This window comes from Stenotrophomonas sp. JAG2 (assembly GCF_041080745.1).
Classification (GTDB): domain Bacteria; phylum Pseudomonadota; class Gammaproteobacteria; order Xanthomonadales; family Xanthomonadaceae; genus Stenotrophomonas; species Stenotrophomonas maltophilia_AA.
Window position 1 is genome coordinate 13,327 of the sequence record NZ_JBEUMH010000002.1, and the last position, 17,752, is coordinate 31,078.

Consider the following 17,752-nt stretch of genomic DNA (forward strand, 5'->3'; position numbering starts at 1 on the left):
TCCGTCGCACTGTCGCGCGCAGCCCAACCCGCGCCGCGACCGGATTTCACCTTGGAGTACCGCTATGAGCAACACGCATTTCTACCCGATCGGCACCCCCGGCCAGCCCTGGGGCGACGCGGAACGCGCGCAGTGGCGGGCAGGGCAGCAACGGCAGCGCAGCTACCACGATGATGTCGTGGCCGCGCTGGAGCGCCTGGGCGAGCGCTTTGATGTCGTGCAGTATGGTCAGCTCGACTACGCGCCGGATCATTACCCGCTGTTCGCGGTGGTCAGCCATGACTGGGATGCGGCCTTGCCGACGGCGCTGGTCACCGGTGGTGTGCATGGCTACGAGACCAGTGGCGTCCACGGCGCGCTGCAGTTCCTGGACCAGCACGCCGAGGCGTACGCGGGCCGCATCAACCTGATCGTCGCACCCTGCGTCAGCCCGTGGGGTTACGAGCGCATCCAGCGCTGGAATCCGGAGGCGATCGATCCGAACCGCAGCTTCCGCGGTGAGGGCATCATCGAGGAAGCCGCGTCCCTGATGCGCTGGATGGCGGCGCGCGGCGATACGCTGCTGGTGCACATGGACCTGCACGAAACCACCGACAGCGACCTGCACGAGTTCGATCCGGCGCGTTGCGCGCGCGACGGCATCGCCCTGGTGCCCGACATCATCCCGGACGGCTTCTATGTGATCGGCAACAGCGAAGATCCGCAGCCGGCCTTCCAGCAGGCGTTGATCGCCGCGGTCGAGAAGATCACGCACATCGCCCCGGCCGATGCGAACGGCGAGCTGATCGGCATGCCGCTGCAGTCACCGGGCGTGGTCTGGGGCGAGTCGCGTTCGATCGGTGCGTGCGCCGGCTTCACCGACGCGCGCTACGCCACCACGACCGAGGTGTATCCGGACAGCCCGCGCACGTCGCCGACCGAGTGCAATGACGCGCAGGTGGCGGCCATCTGCGCGGCACTGGATTACGCGCTCGCCCAGCGCTGACCGGGTCAGCTCTTCAGCCAGCGCTCGCAACCGGCCGTGCCCTCCGCGGACGACGCGGCCTTCGTGCAGGTTGCGGTCATCCGTGCCTGCAGGCGGGTCAGGCTCTCCGCACCGTGATGGGTGCGGCTCCAGGCCTGCAGCGTGGTGCCAAGCCGTTCGAAACGCTGGCGGGTGCGCTGGTGGTAGCCGGCCGGTTGCGCGGCCAGATCGGCGATCACCTCGCCGGTAGCCTGTTCGATGGCGGGGGCATCGTCCGGGCTCAGGCGAACCAGGCCTTCGACGTACAGCACGCCCCACTGCACGCGCGTGGCGGGTCCCTGCGCGCCCTGGTACGCCTTGTGCAGCCATGAGAGGGCGGAGGCCTTGTCGCCCCGGGCCTCGGCGAGGTCGGCCAGCTCGGGCATGTAGTAGTAGGGGGTCTGGCTGCGGTCGAGTTCGGCCAGCAGCAGCTTCTCGGCGGCATCGTCTTCCTTGATCTGGCGCAGCACATACACGGCGGTGCTGATCGTGGCCTGGCGCTCGTGCGGGGTGGTCGCGGCGGCATCGGCAGCAGCGACGCGCTGCTGCGCTTTCTCCTTCAGTGCGGCCGGAATCTCCTCATCGGGATGCTGCTGGCGCTGCAGCGCCAGTTCGGTGATGACGGTACCCAGTCGCGCATCCGCCTTGTCGCCCAGGGCGCGGTCCGCAGCATCCAGCGCGGTCAGCAGCTGCTTACCCAGTTGCTGCGCCTGCTCGGGGGTGGCGCTGGCCAGGCTCACCAGGGCCGGACCCTGGTAGCCCAGCAGGTCACGATTGGCACGGACCTCCGCCGGCGCGCTCAGCACGGCGTCGAGCAGGGTGCGTGTGGTGTCGCGTTGCGCTGGCGTCGGTGTCACGTCGGGCTTGCCCGCGCCCAGGGCCAGCAGCGCGAACCGACGCTGCAGCGCAGGCTCGGGCGCTGAGGTGGCCAACTGCTGTAGCAGCGAGGCGGCATCGCGCTCGCCGGCAAGGCGATTGGCATACACTTCCCAGCCGTAGTCGCCCAGTACGCGCCAGTCTTCGGCGCTGACCTCCTTCGGTGTATTCAGTGCGTGCTGCAGCACCTCGCTCACCGCAGTGCGGCGGCCGGCAGCCAGGGTGAGTGCGCGGGTCAGGGCTTCGCTGTCGTTGCCGCCGGCCAGGCGGGTAAGTTCATTGCGCTGGGGGTCGAGCACGATCAGGGTAGGGTAACCGCGCACCCCAAAGCGCTCGCCCCATGCCTGCGCGCCTTCCTCGTCGCCGTCCAGATAGACCGGAACATACTGGCGCGTGAGCGCGATGAAGGCGGGATCCTTGAACAAGGTAGCCTTGAGCTGGTTGCAGGGCGGACACCACACCGCGCCCCAGTACAGCAGCACCGGTTTGCCGCTGTCGCGGGCGTCGGCGAAGGCATCGTCGACGTCGCCATGGCGCCAGGCGATTTCCGTGGGCGCCGGTTCGGCCGCAGCGGGCGTCGCAGTGGCTGCGGGGGAGGGAGCGGGCGAGCAGGCCGGCAGCAGGGTGATCACACCCAGCAGGCCGAGGGACAGGGCAAGGCGCATCGAGGTATCCAGAGGGGAGAAGGCGGGAGGGAGGCCGTGCTCGATTGTAGGAAGCGCGGGAAGGTCCGGCCGCGTCTCCCTGATGCGGATTGCTCATGACGGCAGGCCCGGGCGTGATAAGGCGTGCGTCCGCCCCTCGACATGGCATGCCGTTCACGGACCGCGAGGCAGGCTGGGTCATTGCCAGTGGAGCCTTTCATGCAGATGCAGAGCCGGAACAATGCAGGGTTGATGGCCGCCGCTTTGACGGTGCTGTTGTGTGCCTGTTCGCCGCAGGGCGAGGGCGGTGCTGCGCCGCTGGTGCCGCCCAGCGGCGCGGACCCGGGGGCGGCGAAGGCAGCTGATCCGGGGGCCGCTGCGACCACGGCCGGGCGGCCGGCACCGGTCTATCAGGAAGGCGCGTCGGGGATTGCGGTCGGTCCGGTCGCGGGGACGCGGGTGGCGCACGATTTCCAGCGCGACTACCTTGCCTCGCCGACATGGAAGCTGTTCGCACCGCCGGACAGCGTGGGCACACCGCTGGTGGCGTTGGTACTGGACGGCTCGGATCGGTTGACCGCCGGTGAGCTCCGGATCGGGCGAAGCGATGATGCCGCGGCAATCAAGACCTGCCTGGAGATGCCTGCCGAAGCGACCGGTCCTGCGGTGGCGGCCACGGTCGATATCGGCGGCGTGCCGTTCACGCACTTCACCGCCGGCGATGCCGCGATGAGTCATTACGTCAACGCGGAGAGCTACCGCGCGGTCCATGACGGCGGCTGCTACGCGATCGATCTGGTCGTGGCGGGGACGCGTCCGGAGGTCTACGATCCGCCGCGCACGCCGCCGTTCACGCAGGAGGAGGCGGCATCGCGATTGGCTGAGGCGTTGAAGGCGGTGTACTGGCTCCCTTGATCCCCCTCATCTGCGTTGCTGATCCTGTTCGCGCTGCCGGCGCTGTACGGCTGGGCGCTTCGCCGGCGGGAACAGCGGCGGGGTAGGGGAGCGGTCTGCTCAGGGGGCATCTGGCGCTATGATCTGCCACAGGCATGGATGGCTGGGTATATCAGGAATGCACACGACGGAACCGGCGACAGAAGAACGGGGTGCTGAGCCCGAACTCAGCTTCTTTTGGTTGCACGACAACGTGGCGGCCTATCTGGCCCGTAGCCGCTACTCGAAGCCGTCTCGCGCAGAGCGCGCATCTCTCTGGATTGGGTTGGGTGCGGCAGGTCTGGGGTTGCTGGCCGCTGCGTTGAGCCCACGCCTTATAGCTCCGGAGCCAGCGGCAATCACGCTATCCATTTGCCTGGGTGTCGAACTTGCTGGATTTGCGGTCCACCTGATCCTGTTGGCACTACGCGAGCTACCTCAGCTTCTCAAGCTGCGATTGACGCATGCAGTGGATATGGACTTCAATTTTGAGTCTTGGCGGCAACTCGTCGGCAGACTTCGTCGGTTCCCGCGCGCGGAGTGTGAGGAAATGCTGCGCTTCTCGAGTGGATTGCGTCAGCGCATGAATGAGCGCCTGGGGCTTCTCTTTGGAGGCATTCAACGCTTGGGGGTTTTTCCGGTCTTGGTCGCGCTCTATCTGCAGTTTCGCAACTGGACGTGGGAAAATTGGGCCGCAGCGTTCGATGTGAATCCTGTTGCGGGGCTGATCATCTGGATGATGGTGTTGCTCTACGCGCTGGGATGGCTGCTCATCGGGCTGCGCACGCGCTTGGATAGCTACATCGAATTGCTCGAAGCTGCGCTTCAAAGGGAGTGAGATGGTCATCCAGAACGGAGTAGGCACGCCCGGGGGTGTCTTGATGGACTATTTGAAACGCTCTGCGCTTGCCGCATTCGGTGCTTTCCTGATCCTTGTGCTCTACACGTTGGCGGCGCAACCGCTATCGATGTTGGAATTGAGATCGCTTCTTCTACTTTTGCTTGTCGGCGCGGCCTGCGCCGTCGTGAGCGGGGCGATGGCGGCGGCACTCGTACGCAAGCGCCCGGTCGCAATGGTCCTGCTTGCCCAGGTGCTGATCATTCTTATCGTCGGATTCATCTGGCAGCAGTAGATCCCGCAGTCATGCAATGACGTTGCTGCTGGCCACCTGCGATAGCAATAGTCATCACGCGCCTGGCTTCCCCGGCGGCAGCCCGTCATCACGCTCGTGCCACGCCGGAATCTCCAAGGCATGCTCTTTGAGCATGGCTTGGATGCACGCGCACGCGTGGTCTCTCTCCGCCTGCGCGCATTGATCCAGAATCTCTCCAGCGAGCATTTCGAACTGGGGCCAGAACTGCGCTGGATGGCGCACCTGCGCCACCCAGTGGACCAGCATCTCGCCCAGCGCATCAAGCTGCACCTGTATTTCGGGGCGCACGTTCATCCCGGCGGCGCCCCCAGGTCAAGCGCGACACGGTAATAATGACCGTCGTCGCGGAGCTGGACGGTGAGGTCCGGCTGCAGCACGTCATCCACATGCAGCGTCGGCTGGCCCTGCGCAGTGCGGGTCACGACGAACTCGTACAGGCTGCGCCCGAAGCGGTAGCTCAGTTCGAAGGACGGCCAGTGATCGGGCAGGCACGGTTCAAGCGACAGACGATCACCGTCACGACGGATGCCGAGCAGGGATTCGACCAGCAGGCGATACATCCAGCCGGCCGAACCGGTGTACCAGGTCCAGCCACCGCGCCCGACGTGCGGCGATACGGCGTATACATCGGCTGCCAGCACATAGGGTTCGACGCGGTAGGTCTGCACTGCCTCCGGGTCGAGCGTGTGGTTGAGCGGGTTGATCATGTCGGCCAGCTCCCAGGCACGCACCGCATCGCCCTGCTGTGCGAATGCCATGGCCGCCCACACTGCCGCGTGGGTGTACTGGCCGCCATTCTCGCGGACGCCCGGTACGTAACCACGAATGTAACCGGGGTCTTCCGTCGTCTTGTCGAAGGGCGGATCGAGGAGCTGGATCAGCTTGGCGTCCTTTCGCACCAGATGCGTGTAGAGCGAATCCAGTGCTTCCTGGGCACGCTCCGGCGCGGCAACGCCTGACAGCACCGACCAGCTCTGGGAGATCGAATCGATGCGGCATTCCTGGCTTTGCGACGAGCCCAACGGGGTGCCGTTGTCGAACCAGGCGCGGCGGTACCATGCCCCGTCCCAGGCGTGCTGTTCCAGGTTCTGACGCAGGCGCTCGGCCTGCTCCTGGCACCACTGAGCGCGGGCTTCGTCGCCCCGCGCGTTGGCCAGCACGATGAAGCGGCGAAGCGTGTCGTGGAGGAAGAATCCGAGCCACACACTCTCACCGCGCTGCTGGTCGCCGACGCGGTTCATGCCGTCATTCCAATCGCCGGTCCCCATCAACGGGAGACCGCGCTCGCCGAGCAACCGGCAACCGCGCTCCAGCGCGAGGACGCAGTGCGCATACAGCGTGCCGCGCTGCGTCGAAGGCGTGGGCATGTCGTAATACCCTTCCTCTTCCGGTGTCACCGCGCGTCCCTCGATGAAGCCGACCACTTCGTCAAGCACGCTGGCGTCGCCGGTGACCTCCAGGTAACGGCACGCGCCCTGGGGCAGCCACAGATAATCATCCGAGCAACGGGTGCGCACGCCGCGACCCTGCGGAGGATGCCACCAGTGCATCACATCGCCTTCGGCGAACTGGTGGGCAGCGCAGAGCAGCAGGTGATCGCGGGTCAGGTCCGGGCGAGCGTGCACGAGGGCGAGCGCGTCCTGCAGCTGGTCGCGGAATCCGAACGCGCCGCCTGACTGGTAATAGCCACTGCGCGCCAGGTAGCGGCAGCCGAGGGTCTGGTAGACCAGCCAGCCATTGGCCAGCGCGTCCAACGCCGGGTCCGGCGTGCGTACCTGCACCGTGGCCAGCACATTGCGCCAGTGGATACGCACCGCGTCCAGCGCATCGATGGCCTCATGGGCACCCTGGCGGCTTCGTGCCAACGCGAGTGTTTCGTCGCGGTCGCGCCCCGCGCCAAGGCGGAACGTCGTTTCACTGCGGTCGCCCGGCGCCAGCACCAGCGGCACCTGGATCGCCGCGCAGGGATCCAGCCCCGTACCCAAGCGTCCATCCAGACGTTCGCGACGCAACGCCGCGGGTGCATGCAGGCCGCCGTTGCGACCGATGAACTCCAGGCGGTCACAGGTCCAGCCGCAGCCCTCGGCATCGGTGTCGAAGAAGGCCATCCGGCCGCCGAACTCGGTGCTGTAGCTGTTGCGCGCCAGCAGCGCCCCGGTCTGCGGGTCGCGTTCCGTGACGACGTGCATGCGCGACTTCGTGCGCAGGTCGCCCATGACCCATTCAACGTAGCCGATGGCCGACAGCCGCCGTGGGCGGCCCGAGAGGTTGTGCAAGCGCAGGACCGAGAACTTCAGCGGTGCGGTGACATCGACGAAGACCCACAACTCGCTGGCGATGCCGTCTTCGATATGCTCGTAGACCGTATAGCCGAAGCCATGGCGGGTACGGTACGCGCCGGTGCCCCTGCATGGCAGCGGCATCGGCGACCAGACACGGCCGGTATCCTCGTCGCGTACGTAGAAGGCCTCGCCGCCGGTGTCGGACACCGGATCATTGAGCCAGGGCGTCAAGCGGAATTCGTGTGCATTCTCGAACCAGGTATAACCCGGTGCACTCTCACTGACGACCGTACCCAGGCGGGCGTTCGCGATCACGTTGGCCCACGGCGCCGGGGTCGGGGCGCCTTCGCGCACCACCACGACGTACTCGCGGCCGTCCTCGCTGAAGCTGCCGGTCCCGTTGTCGAATCGGCCCGCGCCGCGGTACGGAAGGAACGGCCACGGGTCGTCCACCTCTTCGTCATGCTCGGCGCCCGGGGGCAGTCCGGGTTCGGGACCCGGGTCGGCGACGACGGGCAGCCCGGGCGTCTCTTCCATTGCCAGGGCCAGCTCCTGCTGCTCCGCCTGCGGCACCAGGGCCGGAATCCGGCGCACCGGCAGCGGCTGGCGTCCCACCTGCGCGGCCAGCGTGCCGTCCTCGTCGCTGATCACCACGCGTGCAACCGCCTGCAACAGAATGCGGTCCTCGTGGCTCATGTTCTGTACTGGCCGCACGAAAATGCCGCCCGGGCGATCAAGCAGGCCGGTCTCCGAACTGGCGGCCACCATCCCCAGGATCTGATCCTGGAGTTCCTGCCGATAGCCGGCCTTGCTGTCGTTCCAGATGACGAGGTCGGTGTTGAGGCCCTTCTGGCGCCAGTACGCATGCGCCTGCACCAGTTGCCGGACCAGTTCCACGTTCTCCGCGTCGGTGACCTTGAGCAGGACGATGGGCAGGTCGCCAGAGATGGCATGGCCCCACAGGCCGGATTGTCCTCGCTGGTTCTGCTGGAGGACGGCGGCACCCGCGCGCAGCAGCGGATTGGAATACAACACGTGGCTGGCCAGGCGCTCGTACAGCGACGCCTCTGCCTGGCTGGCGTTGATCTGCCGGCGCACCACCTGGCTGTGCGTCCAGGCCAGGTCGAAGACTCGGTCGGCCAGGCGGCGATCACGGTACTTGTCTACCAGGGCCTCGCAACCGGTGCGGTCGGCGCCGATGCCGTACACCATGTCCAGCTGCACGGTCTGCTCAGGCTCAAGCACCACGCGGACGCGGATCGCCACGATCGGGTCGAGCACCGAGCCGTCCGTGCCGGAGAGCTCGGTATCGGTGGTCAGGGCCTGCGGCGTCCGCGGCGTGTTGCCACGACCGAGGAAGCGTGCGCGGTCGGTTTCGTAGGAAATCGCCACCACCTCGGCGTCATGCACCGCCACCAGATGGAACATCCACGGTGGTACCTCGTCGTGCGAACGGGGCCGGCGCGTGCATAGCACGGCCTGCTTGGCCGACAGGATCTCGCTCTGCACGAACAGGTTGCTGAAGGCCGGATGCGCATCGTCGGATGCGGCGGGGGCGAGCACCACTTCGGCATAGGTGGTGATTTCCACCGTGCGCTGGCGACGGCTGCGGTTGGTCAGGCGCAGGCGCCTGAGCTCGATGTCGTCCTCGGCAGAGATGGCGACCTGCAGATGGCTTTCGCAGCCGCGGCGGGCACCGCGGAACTCCGCCTTGGCGTCGGAGAAGATCGCCTCGTAATTGTCCACTGCCACGCAGGTGGGCTGATAGGCGGCAGACCAGAACTCGCCGCTGTCCACGTCGCGCAGATAGCAGAACGAGCCCCAGGCATCGGTGGTGCCGTCTTCGCGCCAGCGGGTCAGCGACAGGTCGCCGTGGCGACTGTAGCCGCCGCCGGCATGGGTCAGCATGCCGTGGTAGCGGCCATTGGACAGCAGCTGTACTTCCGGGCGCGGGCCACCCGGGTCGCGCAGGACGCGCAGGGACGTCTCGTGCTCGGCCATGGCGGAGTGCTCGCCCAGGGATTCGACCTCATGGGGATGGAATACACCGATGCGCGGGATGCGTTCCTGCAGCAACAGCAGGGTGGCCTGGAACTCGACATCGGCAACGAAGCGGCGCTGCATCGGCTGGTCGCGCAACAGGTAATCCAGCGACAGCAGGCCCATGCCCTGGTGGTGGGCCATGAACGAACGCAACAGCACGTGATCCTGCCCCGGCGGTACGCGGGCGGGGGTGTAGTCGATCGCTTCGTACATGCCGAAGCGTCCGGAGAAGCCCAATCCTTCGAGCGCCTGCAGGTTCTGGCACGCCGCTTCCGGCGCGACCATCAACGCCATCATGCTGGCATAGGGCGCGATGACCCGATCCTGGCCCAGGCCGCGCTTGAGACCCAATCCCGGCACGCCGAACGCCCGGTACTGGTAGTTCAGGCGGGCATCGACGGCGTTGTAGCCGGACTCGGATACGCCCCACGGAAGGTTAAGGGTGCGGCCGTAGACTATCTGCGCCTCGACCGCATGGCGCGCGGTCTGGTCGAGCAGGGTGTCCGGATAGCTCGGCATCACCAGCTGCGGCATGAGGTACTCGAACATCGAGCCACTCCATGACAGCAGCGTCGGCGTGCCGTTGACCTCGGTGAGCATCCGCCCGAGCGCGAACCAGCTCTCCTGCGCCAACTGACCCTGGGCGATGGCGACGAAGGCACACAGCCGCGCTTCGGACGCCAGCAGGTCGTAGAAGCTGTTGTCGAGACGGTGGTCGTCGACGTTGTAGCCGATCGAGAGCAGGTTGCGGGTACGGTAGAACAGGAACCCGTATTCCATCAGCGAGAACTGCCCGGCACGGTGCGCCAGGGCGTGCAGCTGCTCGATACGCGCGCGAGCGTCCGCACCGGCCGTACCGGGCAGGGCGGCCAGCTGACGCAGGCTGGGCACCGGCGCTTCGCCGTCCACGGCGGCAGCGGCAGGGAGGTCGGCGAGTGCCGCCTGGGCGGCATGGCATTCGTCAGCGAACAGGGCGGGCCAGTGCAGGTCACCGTCCTCGGGTGACTCTGGTGCCGGCCACTGCGCCAGCACGGCGTCGGCCAGACCGGCCAGCTCCTGCAACCGGGCCAGCAGCTGCGCCGTCCCGCGGGGGAGGTCGGTACGCGTTGACGCCAGGCGCTGGCGAAGGTGGTTGAGCGCCTCGCCGAGGTGCCTGTCATCCGGACGATGGTGCTGCCGTTCCTCTTCCAGCACGCCGAGCGTGTCCGCCAGGCCGTCGAACGTGTGCGGCGCCAACACCGGCGCGTCCACCAGCGCGAGCAGGCCTTGGCGCAGCGTCAGCAGATGGCCCGCCAGGTTGCCGCTGTCCACGGTGGAGACGTAGCGTGGCGGCAGCGGCGCCAGGGTTTCGGTGTCGTACCAGTTCAGGAAGTGGCCGCGATGGCGCGGCAGCTGGTCCAGCGTATCGAACGTAAGGGCGGTACGTTTGGCGACCGCACCCTGCTGGAGATACCCGAAATCCCACGCGGACAGATTGGCCAGCAGGGACAGGCCGATGTTGGTCGGCGACGTGCGGCGCGCGACGACCAGCGTCGGATGCTCCTGGATGTTGTCCGGTGGGAGCCAGTGATCCTGCTCGCGTACCCAAGCCTGGAAGAACGACCAGGTGCGCCGCGCCAGCCGGCCGAGGAAGGCCCGCTGGGTCACGGACAGTTCCGCCACGCTCGCAGCCGGCGGCCGGCCCAGCCACGCCATCAGGGCGGGCGCGAAGGTCCACGCCAGCAGCAGGGGCAGGGCGACAGGCAGCGCCTGCGGATGCACGCTGGCCACGACCGCCGCCAGCGCGAGCGCCAGCAGTGACGCCGGTGCCATCACACGCCACTCCGCGCCGCGGTCACCGCCGAGGCGGCGCTCGACCTCGCTGGAGGGGTTCCATTGCAGCAGGTGACGGCGGGTGATGGTCATGCGCCAGAGCGTGCGCAGGATCGCGCCACCGGCCAGCAACGCTTCGTAGGGCAGGCAGGCGATCTGGGTGGACGCGCGCAGCAACGACTGCAACGTACCGCGCCCGACCATGATGTAGTGCGCTTCCAGCGGCGTGTCTTCCGGAACGCTCAGCGCATCGCGCAGCATGCCGATCAGCGGCGGCGCGAACCACAGCGCCAGCACCCACGCCGTCCATGCGGCCGGGTTTCCGGCATACAGCCAGCCCGCCATCAACAAAGCCAGCGCAGCGATCGGCACCAGGCTCCGGCGCAGATTGTCCAGCAACTTCCCGCGCGACAGCAGGCTGAGCCGGTTGCGTTCCCATCCGGATCCCGGGCGCGGTGTCCACGGCAGCAACCACGGCAGCAGCTGCCAGTCGCCACGGATCCAGCGCGCACGCCGCTTGGCGTCGGCGGCGTAGCGTTCGGGATAGTCCTCGTACAGGCGAACGTCGCTCACCAGCCCTGCGCGTGCATAGCAGCCTTCCAGCAGGTCATGGCTGAGGATGCGGTTCTCGGGCAGGCGGCCCTCGAGCGCATGCTCGAAGGCTTCGACGTCATAGATGCCCTTGCCCACGAACGAGCCTTCATCGAACAGGTCCTGGTAAACGTCCGAGACCATGCGCGTGTACGGATCGATACCCGGCTCGCTGCCGAACATCCGGGCAAAACGCGAGGTGCGGCGCCGGCCCAGGCTGGTGCCGACACTGGGCTGCAGGATGCCGTAGCCCTCGACCACGCGTTGCAGCGCCGGATCGAAGCGCGGACGGTTGAGCGGGTGCGCCAGGGTGGCGACGAACGCGCGTGCCGCATCCCGCGGAAGCTGTGTGTCCGAATCCAGGGTGATCACGTAGCGGACGCCGATCAGGGCCGCCGCGTCACCGACGACGCGCATGAACGCGGCTGCATTGCCTTGGCGGAGCAGGGCATTCAGCGCGGCCAGCTTGCCGCGCTTGCGCTCGTGTCCCATCCACACGCCTTCGCCCGGGTTCCATTGCCTGGGGCGGTGCAGCAGGTAGAAGCGATCGCCGCGCTCTGGCGCGTAACGACGGTTCAATTCCTCGATCCGCTCCACGGCATGCGCAAGCAGGGTGGCGTCCGTCGGCGTCTCGGCCGCCGTGGCATCCAGAAAGTCGGTCAGCAGCACGAATCGCAGCTGGGGATCGCGGTTGGCCAGGAAGCGGACCTCCAGCGCTTCGGTCAGGACGTCGATGCCGTCGATGCTGGAGAGCATCGACGGGACCGCGACCACGGTGGCGCAGGCGGCAGGGATACCTTCGCTGAAATCGAGCTTGGGCAGCGGCCTGGGCGTCACCAGCACCGTCGCGGTCCAGTTCACCAGGACGATGCCCAGCTCGCTGAAGACCAGCAGCCCCAGCAGCGCGGCCAGCCAGACGGGCGCCGCGCCACTGCCGCTGGCCAGCAGGCCACCGGTGGCCAGCACCGCGAGCAGGATGATCGGCAGCAGGTACAGCGCCAGCGGTACGCGATGCGCCAGTCGCGGTGCCTTGCGGTGGCGCGGTGCTGCCTCGGCCACCGCGTCAATGGTGGCGTTCACGCCTTCGCCGACGAGCCAGTAGCCCACGTGCGTGCGCGGCCCCTCGAGCGGCGCAGCCCGTGCCAGGTCCAGCGCGATGGTCGCCACGCGCTCCTCGGCGACTCGGCTGCCGCGGGCAATCTTCTCCACCACGTGGCGATAGGCATCGCGGGTGCCGAAATCCATCTGCGCATAGACGCCCATGGGGTCGTCCCGCAGTCGCTGCTCGACCACGCTCATATCTTCGACAAACGTCCGCCAATCCATGGTGGAGAGGAAGCGCAGGCTGCCGATGCTGTTGCCGATGGAGACCTGATCGGCCGCCTGCTGCTGTCCCTCGGCGGCGACCAGTTCGTCGATGCGCTGCCCAGCCGCGGCCGCCCATTGTTCCAGCCAGGCGACGGGCATGGCCCATGCGCCGCCGCGCCCCTGCAGCGAGCGGGTGAGCTCAGCGATGAAGGCGCCGGTCAGAGGTGGCTCGGAGCGTGCCATGTCGGCGACCACCAGCAGCACATCGGTAGGGGTGTCGGAGGCCGCGAGATTGAGGCTGTCCGCCCATTGGGCGGCCAGGCCACGGTCTGTCCCGTCGCGCATCACCCGCGCCGCCATGCGTCGCAGATTCTCCAGCAGGGCCAGGCGCAGCATGATGGGCACGGCCCACAGTTCGCCCAGGCTCAGCGGCGCGAGCGACTGATACGAGGCGATGAAGCGGCCCAGGGTATCGGCGTCAATGCGACCGTCGCCGTGCGCGATGGCCTGCATCGACAGTTCATACACGCGCGGCAACCCGGCCGAGGGGCCGCCGACAAGCGAAGGCAACTGCCGGCTGTAGCCGCGCGGCAGGTGGCGTCGCGCGGTCTGGATCTGTTCTTCGATCAGGTAGTAGTTGTCGAGCAGCCATTCCCCGGCCGGGGTCACCGGCCGCTGTTCGCGCACTACGTTGCTGAGCAGCGTGTTGGCGTCTTCGAGGACACGCTCGTTGGCCTGCAGGCGATCGAGCAGGCGCTCTGCGCCAGGTCGCATCCGCACCCGGTGCTGGCGCGCGAGTGCGCGGCCGTACACCTCCATCTGTTCGACGCTGTACAGCGCGGCACGCAGTGGGACCTCGGTGGCTTCGATGGCCGGGACCGAGGCCTGGCGCTCACGCCAACGCCAACGCACGAGCCGACGCAGGCGGAGCCAACGACCTAAAAGACGACGAAAGTGGGGCATGGGTTACCGAGGGGGGCAGGTCGCGGCCTTCATAGTTGCATTTGGGGTGCCGTGGTAGCTGTGAAGGTCGGGTGCGGTTGGCGGGGCCGGTGCCGCCGTCAAGCGTTGGCCGAAGTGCACTTGCTCTACACTGGGTCGAGCGGGTTCCACGCAGCGAGGGGAGCGGGAAACGCGATTCAACGCGTGGTTCTTCAGAGAAATCCGTAACGCCGATTCATCCCAGGGGATAAGCAAGATGCGTCTGAAGTCGATCGGGGCGGCACTGTCGCTCGCATGTCTGTGCGCCGCTTCCGCCAGTGCGGAGACCGTTGTACCTCTCACCTTCGCTGATCGCCTGGCGCAGGCAGGATCGCCGCTGACCGTCCGGTTGGAGGGCTTCTCGGGCCCGGGCGCCGCCATTCTGTCGGACGCTGTGAACGCCAGCCGGTACGTCCTCATCGGCGAGAGCCATTTTTCGCGTGAGATTCCCGCCTTCACCACGAACGTCTGTCGATTGATGGCACCCGGCGGTCTGACCGCCATGGCCGTCGAGACCGGGCCGGAAGCCGCCACTGCAGTCGACGCACGGATGAGAGCGCCGGACCGCGAACAGCAGATTGCCGACTTCATGACCACCTATCCCGACGCCATGGCGTTCCTCAACAGCCGCGCGGAAGGCCAGACGGTGGCCGATTGCGCCGCTGTTGCCGGGCCGGACTTCACGTTGTGGGGGCTGGATCAGGAGTTTCTGGGGGTAAGCGGCTATCTGTTCGACCAGATGCTGGCGTCTGCCCCAGGGCCGCTCGCCCGTGCCCAGATCGCGGCCTTGGCCAAACAGGAGCGGACGGCCACGCAGGCTGCGCTCGCCTCCGGCTCACCCATGGACCTGTTTCTGTTGAAGGTCACCGATGCGACGCTGGATCCGGCGGGGAAAGCCATCGACCAGGACGGCGGCGACCGGGCAAAGGCACTGTTCGCCGCCTTGCGCGAAACGCGCGCCATCTATCAGGCCTCGCAGTCGGGTCATGGCGATCCGAACGGGCGCAGGGCGCGGCTGATGAAGCAGACGCTCGCGGCCCATCTCGCCGATGTGCCGCAGGGGCGCGTGCTGATGAAGTTCGGTGCCTTTCATCTCTACAAAGGCTACAACCCACTTGGCCAGCGAGACGTGGGTAACTTCGTCGCCGAACATGCCGACGGACAGGGCGTGACGGCCCTGCACCTGATGGTGGGCGGCGCGAAAGGCGTCGGCGCCGGATACAACGGGGTCGGTCGCCCGATGAAGGTGTACGACTTCGATGCGACCACCGGCAACGACAGCGACTGGCGCAAGGATGTGATGTCGGCCCGCCCCTCGGGCATGGCACCGGGCGACTGGATCCTGGTGGATCTGCGCCGTTTGCGCAGCAAGGATATGGACGACCTGACGCCTGAGTGGCGCGAGCTCATCCGCGGCTACGACCTCGCCGTTGTGGCGCCGGAACTCTCTCCGTCGACCAAGCTCGGGCCGCCGGACGTCCGCTAGCGGAAGGCGGATGAGCGCCATGAAAAAATACCTTTCCTTCCTGGCAATACCTTTACTGGCAGCCTGTACAACGCTGCCGCTGCTCTCCGACGGCGTCACTCTTTCGATTCGCACCTACGACCCCGCTACAGGGGACTTCGTCATGGAGCTGCGCAACGAGACGGTGAGGCCGATCCTGTATCTCAATCCATACCTGACATTCCACACCATCCGCTCTCCAGATCCGGAGCCGTTCCCGGAGTCGCCGGAAGGACTGGTGCTTATGGTCCACAGCACAAAGCTGGCCCCGGGCGGATCTGCTGTCCTTTCGGGCAAGTGCACCGTGGGCGGCGCTTGTTCCAAGCCAGAAACCTATGTGGCCGTCCGGGCCTGTTGGCTCGCGAGGGGTTGGAACTGCAAGCAGTATTTTCCGATCTGGTCGGAGACGCCGTTGGGGGTGTCCAAGTTTCAGGCTTGCCAGCGTTCAAGTACTGAACTTCTGCCCTGGCCGAGCGCGGACATGCGGCCGCCGCAGCTCCCTGGATGCCGTGGCCCCATACACGTCATATGACCTGCGAGAGCGCGACCGGGTATGTGCCTTTTACGGCCGACCTCGGCGACAGCTGGGGCGAGGTCGGCCTGGGAGGTACGTGGCAGGTAACTGATACCGGCTACCTGTTCGCGGACGTCGATTACACCTGGAGCTTCAACGGCGATGAGACATCCTGGAACAGCAAGGTGGGCATGCGTTGGAACTGGTGACTTGCCACCACGATCGCGTGAGGATGGCTTAAAGAAGCCCTCCCACTAAGGCAGTTCCACCACCACTTTGCCCTTCGCCCGACCGCTCTCCACATGCGCCAGCGCAGCCTGGGTGTCCTGGAACAGAAATACCCGATCAATGACGGGGGCGATTGCGCCGGATTCGACGAGCGATGTGATGGTGCTCAGCTGCGCCCCCTCAGCCCGCATGAAGACGAAGGAGTACGTCACCCCTTTCAGTTTGGCCTTCCTGCGGATGCCAAGGCTGAGCAGGCGCATGATCTGCTTGAGCGGCCAGGCCAGCCCGCGCGCAGCGGCAAAGGTGGGCGTGGGCGGTCCCGAGATGGAAATAAGATGGCCACCCGGCTTGAGGATCTGCAGCGATCGCTGCAGTTCATCCTTGGCCAGGCTGTTGAGCACCACATCGTAGCCGTGCAGTTCCGTAGCGAAATCCTGCTGCCTGTAATCGATGACCACGTCGGCGCCCAAGTCCTTCACCCAAGCCACGTTGGGCGTACTGGTTGTCGTGGCAACGAACGCGCCGAGGTGCTTGGCCAACGGGATGGCCACGGTGCCGACGCCGCCGGAGCCCGCCTGGATGAACACTTTCTGCCCGGGTTTCAGCTGGGCGGTTTCGACCAGTGCCTGCCACGCGGTCAGCGCGACCAGCGGCAGCGAGGCCGCTTCCACCATGGTGAGGTTGTTGGGTTTGAGTGCCACCGACGTGGACTTGACGGCGATGAACTCCGCGAACGTCCCGATGCGGTCATCGTCGGGACGTGCGTACACCTCGTCGCCCGGCTTGAACTGGCGAACGCTGGCGCCGACGCGCTTCACCGTACCGGCCAGATCGTTGCCCAGAATCAGCGGCAGGCGATACGGCAGGATCACCTTGAACTCGCCCCGCCGGATCTTCGTGTCCAGCGCGTTGACGCTGGCAGCATGCACCCGGATGAGCACATCGTCATCACGTAGCGACGGCGTCGGCACGTCGTCGATGCGTCCCGTTTCCTTCTTGCCATAGCGGTCGATGAGGAAGGCTTTCATGCGCGATAGCGCTCCGCTGCCTGCGCCTGCCGGACGTCCGAGAGCAGGCCTTGGCGCGATGCCTCCAGTGTGTCCCAGCGTGCGGCGACGTGCAGCGGCGGAATGGTCACGGTCTCGCGACGATCAAAGCCGACCAGGGCGGCATCCACCAGCTCGCCGACATCCATCACCTCCGACAACGTATTGATGTCGATGCCGGCACGCTCCCAGATCTCGGTGCGCGTGGCGGCAGGCAGCACGGCCTGCACGTAGACGCCCTTGGGCGACAGTTCCAGGCTGAGCCCCTGCGACAGGAACAGGACGAAGGCCTTGGTCGCACCGTAGACGGACATGCCGAACTCGGGTGCCAGACCCACCACCGAGCCGATGTTCACGATAGCGCCTTCGCCGGCGTCGGCCAGTCGCGGTGCAACGGCCGCGGCGAGGCGCGTCAGGGCGAGGGTATTCAGTGTCACCAGCTGGTGGATGCTGTCGGCCGATTGCGCGGTGAAGCCGCCGGACTGGGCCATGCCCGCGTTGTTGATCAGGATGCCGATGCGGGCGTCGTCGCGCAGACGGGTTTCCACGTTGGCCAGATCGGTGTGCTGGGTGAGGTCGGCCGGCAGGACGTCGACGGCGACCCCGGTGTCCTGGCGCAGGCGGGCGGCCAGTGTGTCCAGGCGCGCCTTGTCGCGCGCGACCAGCACCAGATCGTGGCCGCGGCGTGCGAAGCGTTCGGCGTAAACGGTGCCGATGCCGCTGGAGGCGCCGGTGATGAGGACGGTGGGAAGCAGGCTCATGGTGTGTCTCGTGGAAATGGGTGGGCGAACGGCGACTGCGGCGTCGTATCTGTCAATGCGTTCAAGGTCGCG

General features: G+C 66.9%; 12 protein-coding genes. 7 read left to right on the top strand and 5 right to left on the bottom strand.

Annotated features, from left to right (window positions below):
- The first annotated feature begins 64 nt into the window (after nucleotides 1-64).
- Nucleotides 65-985 (top strand): M14 family metallocarboxypeptidase, encoded by a 921-nt coding sequence (locus tag AB9O74_RS02295; RefSeq protein ID WP_369348255.1) that lies wholly within the window; start codon nucleotides 65-67, stop codon nucleotides 983-985.
- A 5-nt stretch (nucleotides 986-990) separates the two neighbouring features.
- Here AB9O74_RS02295 and AB9O74_RS02300 read toward each other — a convergent pair whose 3' ends face one another.
- Nucleotides 991-2,544, bottom strand: coding sequence for a thioredoxin family protein (locus tag AB9O74_RS02300; protein WP_369348256.1), 1,554 nt, complete (start codon nucleotides 2,542-2,544; stop codon nucleotides 991-993).
- Nucleotides 2,545-2,742: 198 nt separating this feature from the next.
- Here AB9O74_RS02300 and AB9O74_RS02305 point away from each other — a divergent pair, with 198 nt between their 5' ends.
- The 3 genes from AB9O74_RS02305 (at nucleotide 2,743) to AB9O74_RS02315 (ending at nucleotide 4,589) form a co-directional block, all read left to right on the top strand.
- On the top strand, nucleotides 2,743-3,438 hold the full coding sequence (locus AB9O74_RS02305; protein ID WP_369348257.1) for a hypothetical protein: 696 nt from the start codon (nucleotides 2,743-2,745) through the stop codon (nucleotides 3,436-3,438).
- Nucleotides 3,439-3,595: 157 nt separating this feature from the next.
- Nucleotides 3,596-4,294, top strand: coding sequence for a hypothetical protein (locus AB9O74_RS02310; RefSeq protein WP_369348258.1), 699 nt, complete (start codon nucleotides 3,596-3,598; stop codon nucleotides 4,292-4,294).
- Nucleotides 4,295-4,337: 43 nt separating this feature from the next.
- The gene (locus AB9O74_RS02315; protein ID WP_369348259.1) at nucleotides 4,338-4,589 is read left to right on the top strand and encodes a hypothetical protein; all 252 of its coding nucleotides are present in this window, start codon (nucleotides 4,338-4,340) and stop codon (nucleotides 4,587-4,589) included.
- A 54-nt stretch (nucleotides 4,590-4,643) separates the two neighbouring features.
- Here AB9O74_RS02315 and AB9O74_RS02320 read toward each other — a convergent pair whose 3' ends face one another.
- Together AB9O74_RS02320 and AB9O74_RS02325 are read right to left on the bottom strand one after the other, a co-directional pair.
- Entirely contained in the window at nucleotides 4,644-4,904 is a 261-nt protein-coding gene (locus AB9O74_RS02320; RefSeq protein WP_369348260.1) for a hypothetical protein, read from the bottom strand.
- Nucleotides 4,901-13,609, bottom strand: a complete 8,709-nt coding sequence (locus AB9O74_RS02325; RefSeq protein ID WP_369348261.1) for a glucoamylase family protein — start codon at nucleotides 13,607-13,609, stop codon at nucleotides 4,901-4,903. The genes AB9O74_RS02320 and AB9O74_RS02325 overlap by 4 nt, the downstream gene beginning before the upstream one ends.
- 235 nt (nucleotides 13,610-13,844) lie before the next feature.
- Here AB9O74_RS02325 and AB9O74_RS02330 point away from each other — a divergent pair, with 235 nt between their 5' ends.
- Genes AB9O74_RS02330 through AB9O74_RS02340 form a run of 3 tightly spaced genes read left to right on the top strand, consistent with a single transcriptional unit; the run spans nucleotide 13,845 to nucleotide 15,854 of the window.
- Nucleotides 13,845-15,113 carry a hypothetical protein gene (locus AB9O74_RS02330; RefSeq protein WP_369348262.1) on the top strand — a complete coding sequence of 423 codons (1,269 nt, stop codon included), beginning with the start codon at nucleotides 13,845-13,847 and terminating at the stop codon, nucleotides 15,111-15,113.
- Between the two features lie 10 nt (nucleotides 15,114-15,123).
- Nucleotides 15,124-15,663 carry a hypothetical protein gene (locus AB9O74_RS02335; RefSeq protein ID WP_369348263.1) on the top strand — a complete coding sequence of 180 codons (540 nt, stop codon included), beginning with the start codon at nucleotides 15,124-15,126 and terminating at the stop codon, nucleotides 15,661-15,663.
- Nucleotides 15,660-15,854, top strand: coding sequence for an autotransporter outer membrane beta-barrel domain-containing protein (locus AB9O74_RS02340; protein ID WP_369348264.1), 195 nt, complete (start codon nucleotides 15,660-15,662; stop codon nucleotides 15,852-15,854). Before AB9O74_RS02335 ends, AB9O74_RS02340 begins: the two co-directional genes overlap by 4 nt.
- A 45-nt stretch (nucleotides 15,855-15,899) precedes the next feature.
- Here the strand turns inward: AB9O74_RS02340 and AB9O74_RS02345 are convergent, their stop codons facing one another.
- Together AB9O74_RS02345 and AB9O74_RS02350 are read right to left on the bottom strand one after the other, a co-directional pair.
- Nucleotides 15,900-16,901 carry an NADP-dependent oxidoreductase gene (locus AB9O74_RS02345; protein WP_369348265.1) on the bottom strand — a complete coding sequence of 334 codons (1,002 nt, stop codon included), beginning with the start codon at nucleotides 16,899-16,901 and terminating at the stop codon, nucleotides 15,900-15,902.
- A complete protein-coding gene (locus tag AB9O74_RS02350) occupies nucleotides 16,898-17,680 on the bottom strand; it encodes an SDR family NAD(P)-dependent oxidoreductase (protein ID WP_369348266.1) in 783 nt (260 codons plus the stop codon). The genes AB9O74_RS02345 and AB9O74_RS02350 overlap by 4 nt, the downstream gene beginning before the upstream one ends.
- Nucleotides 17,681-17,752: the final 72 nt, after the last annotated feature.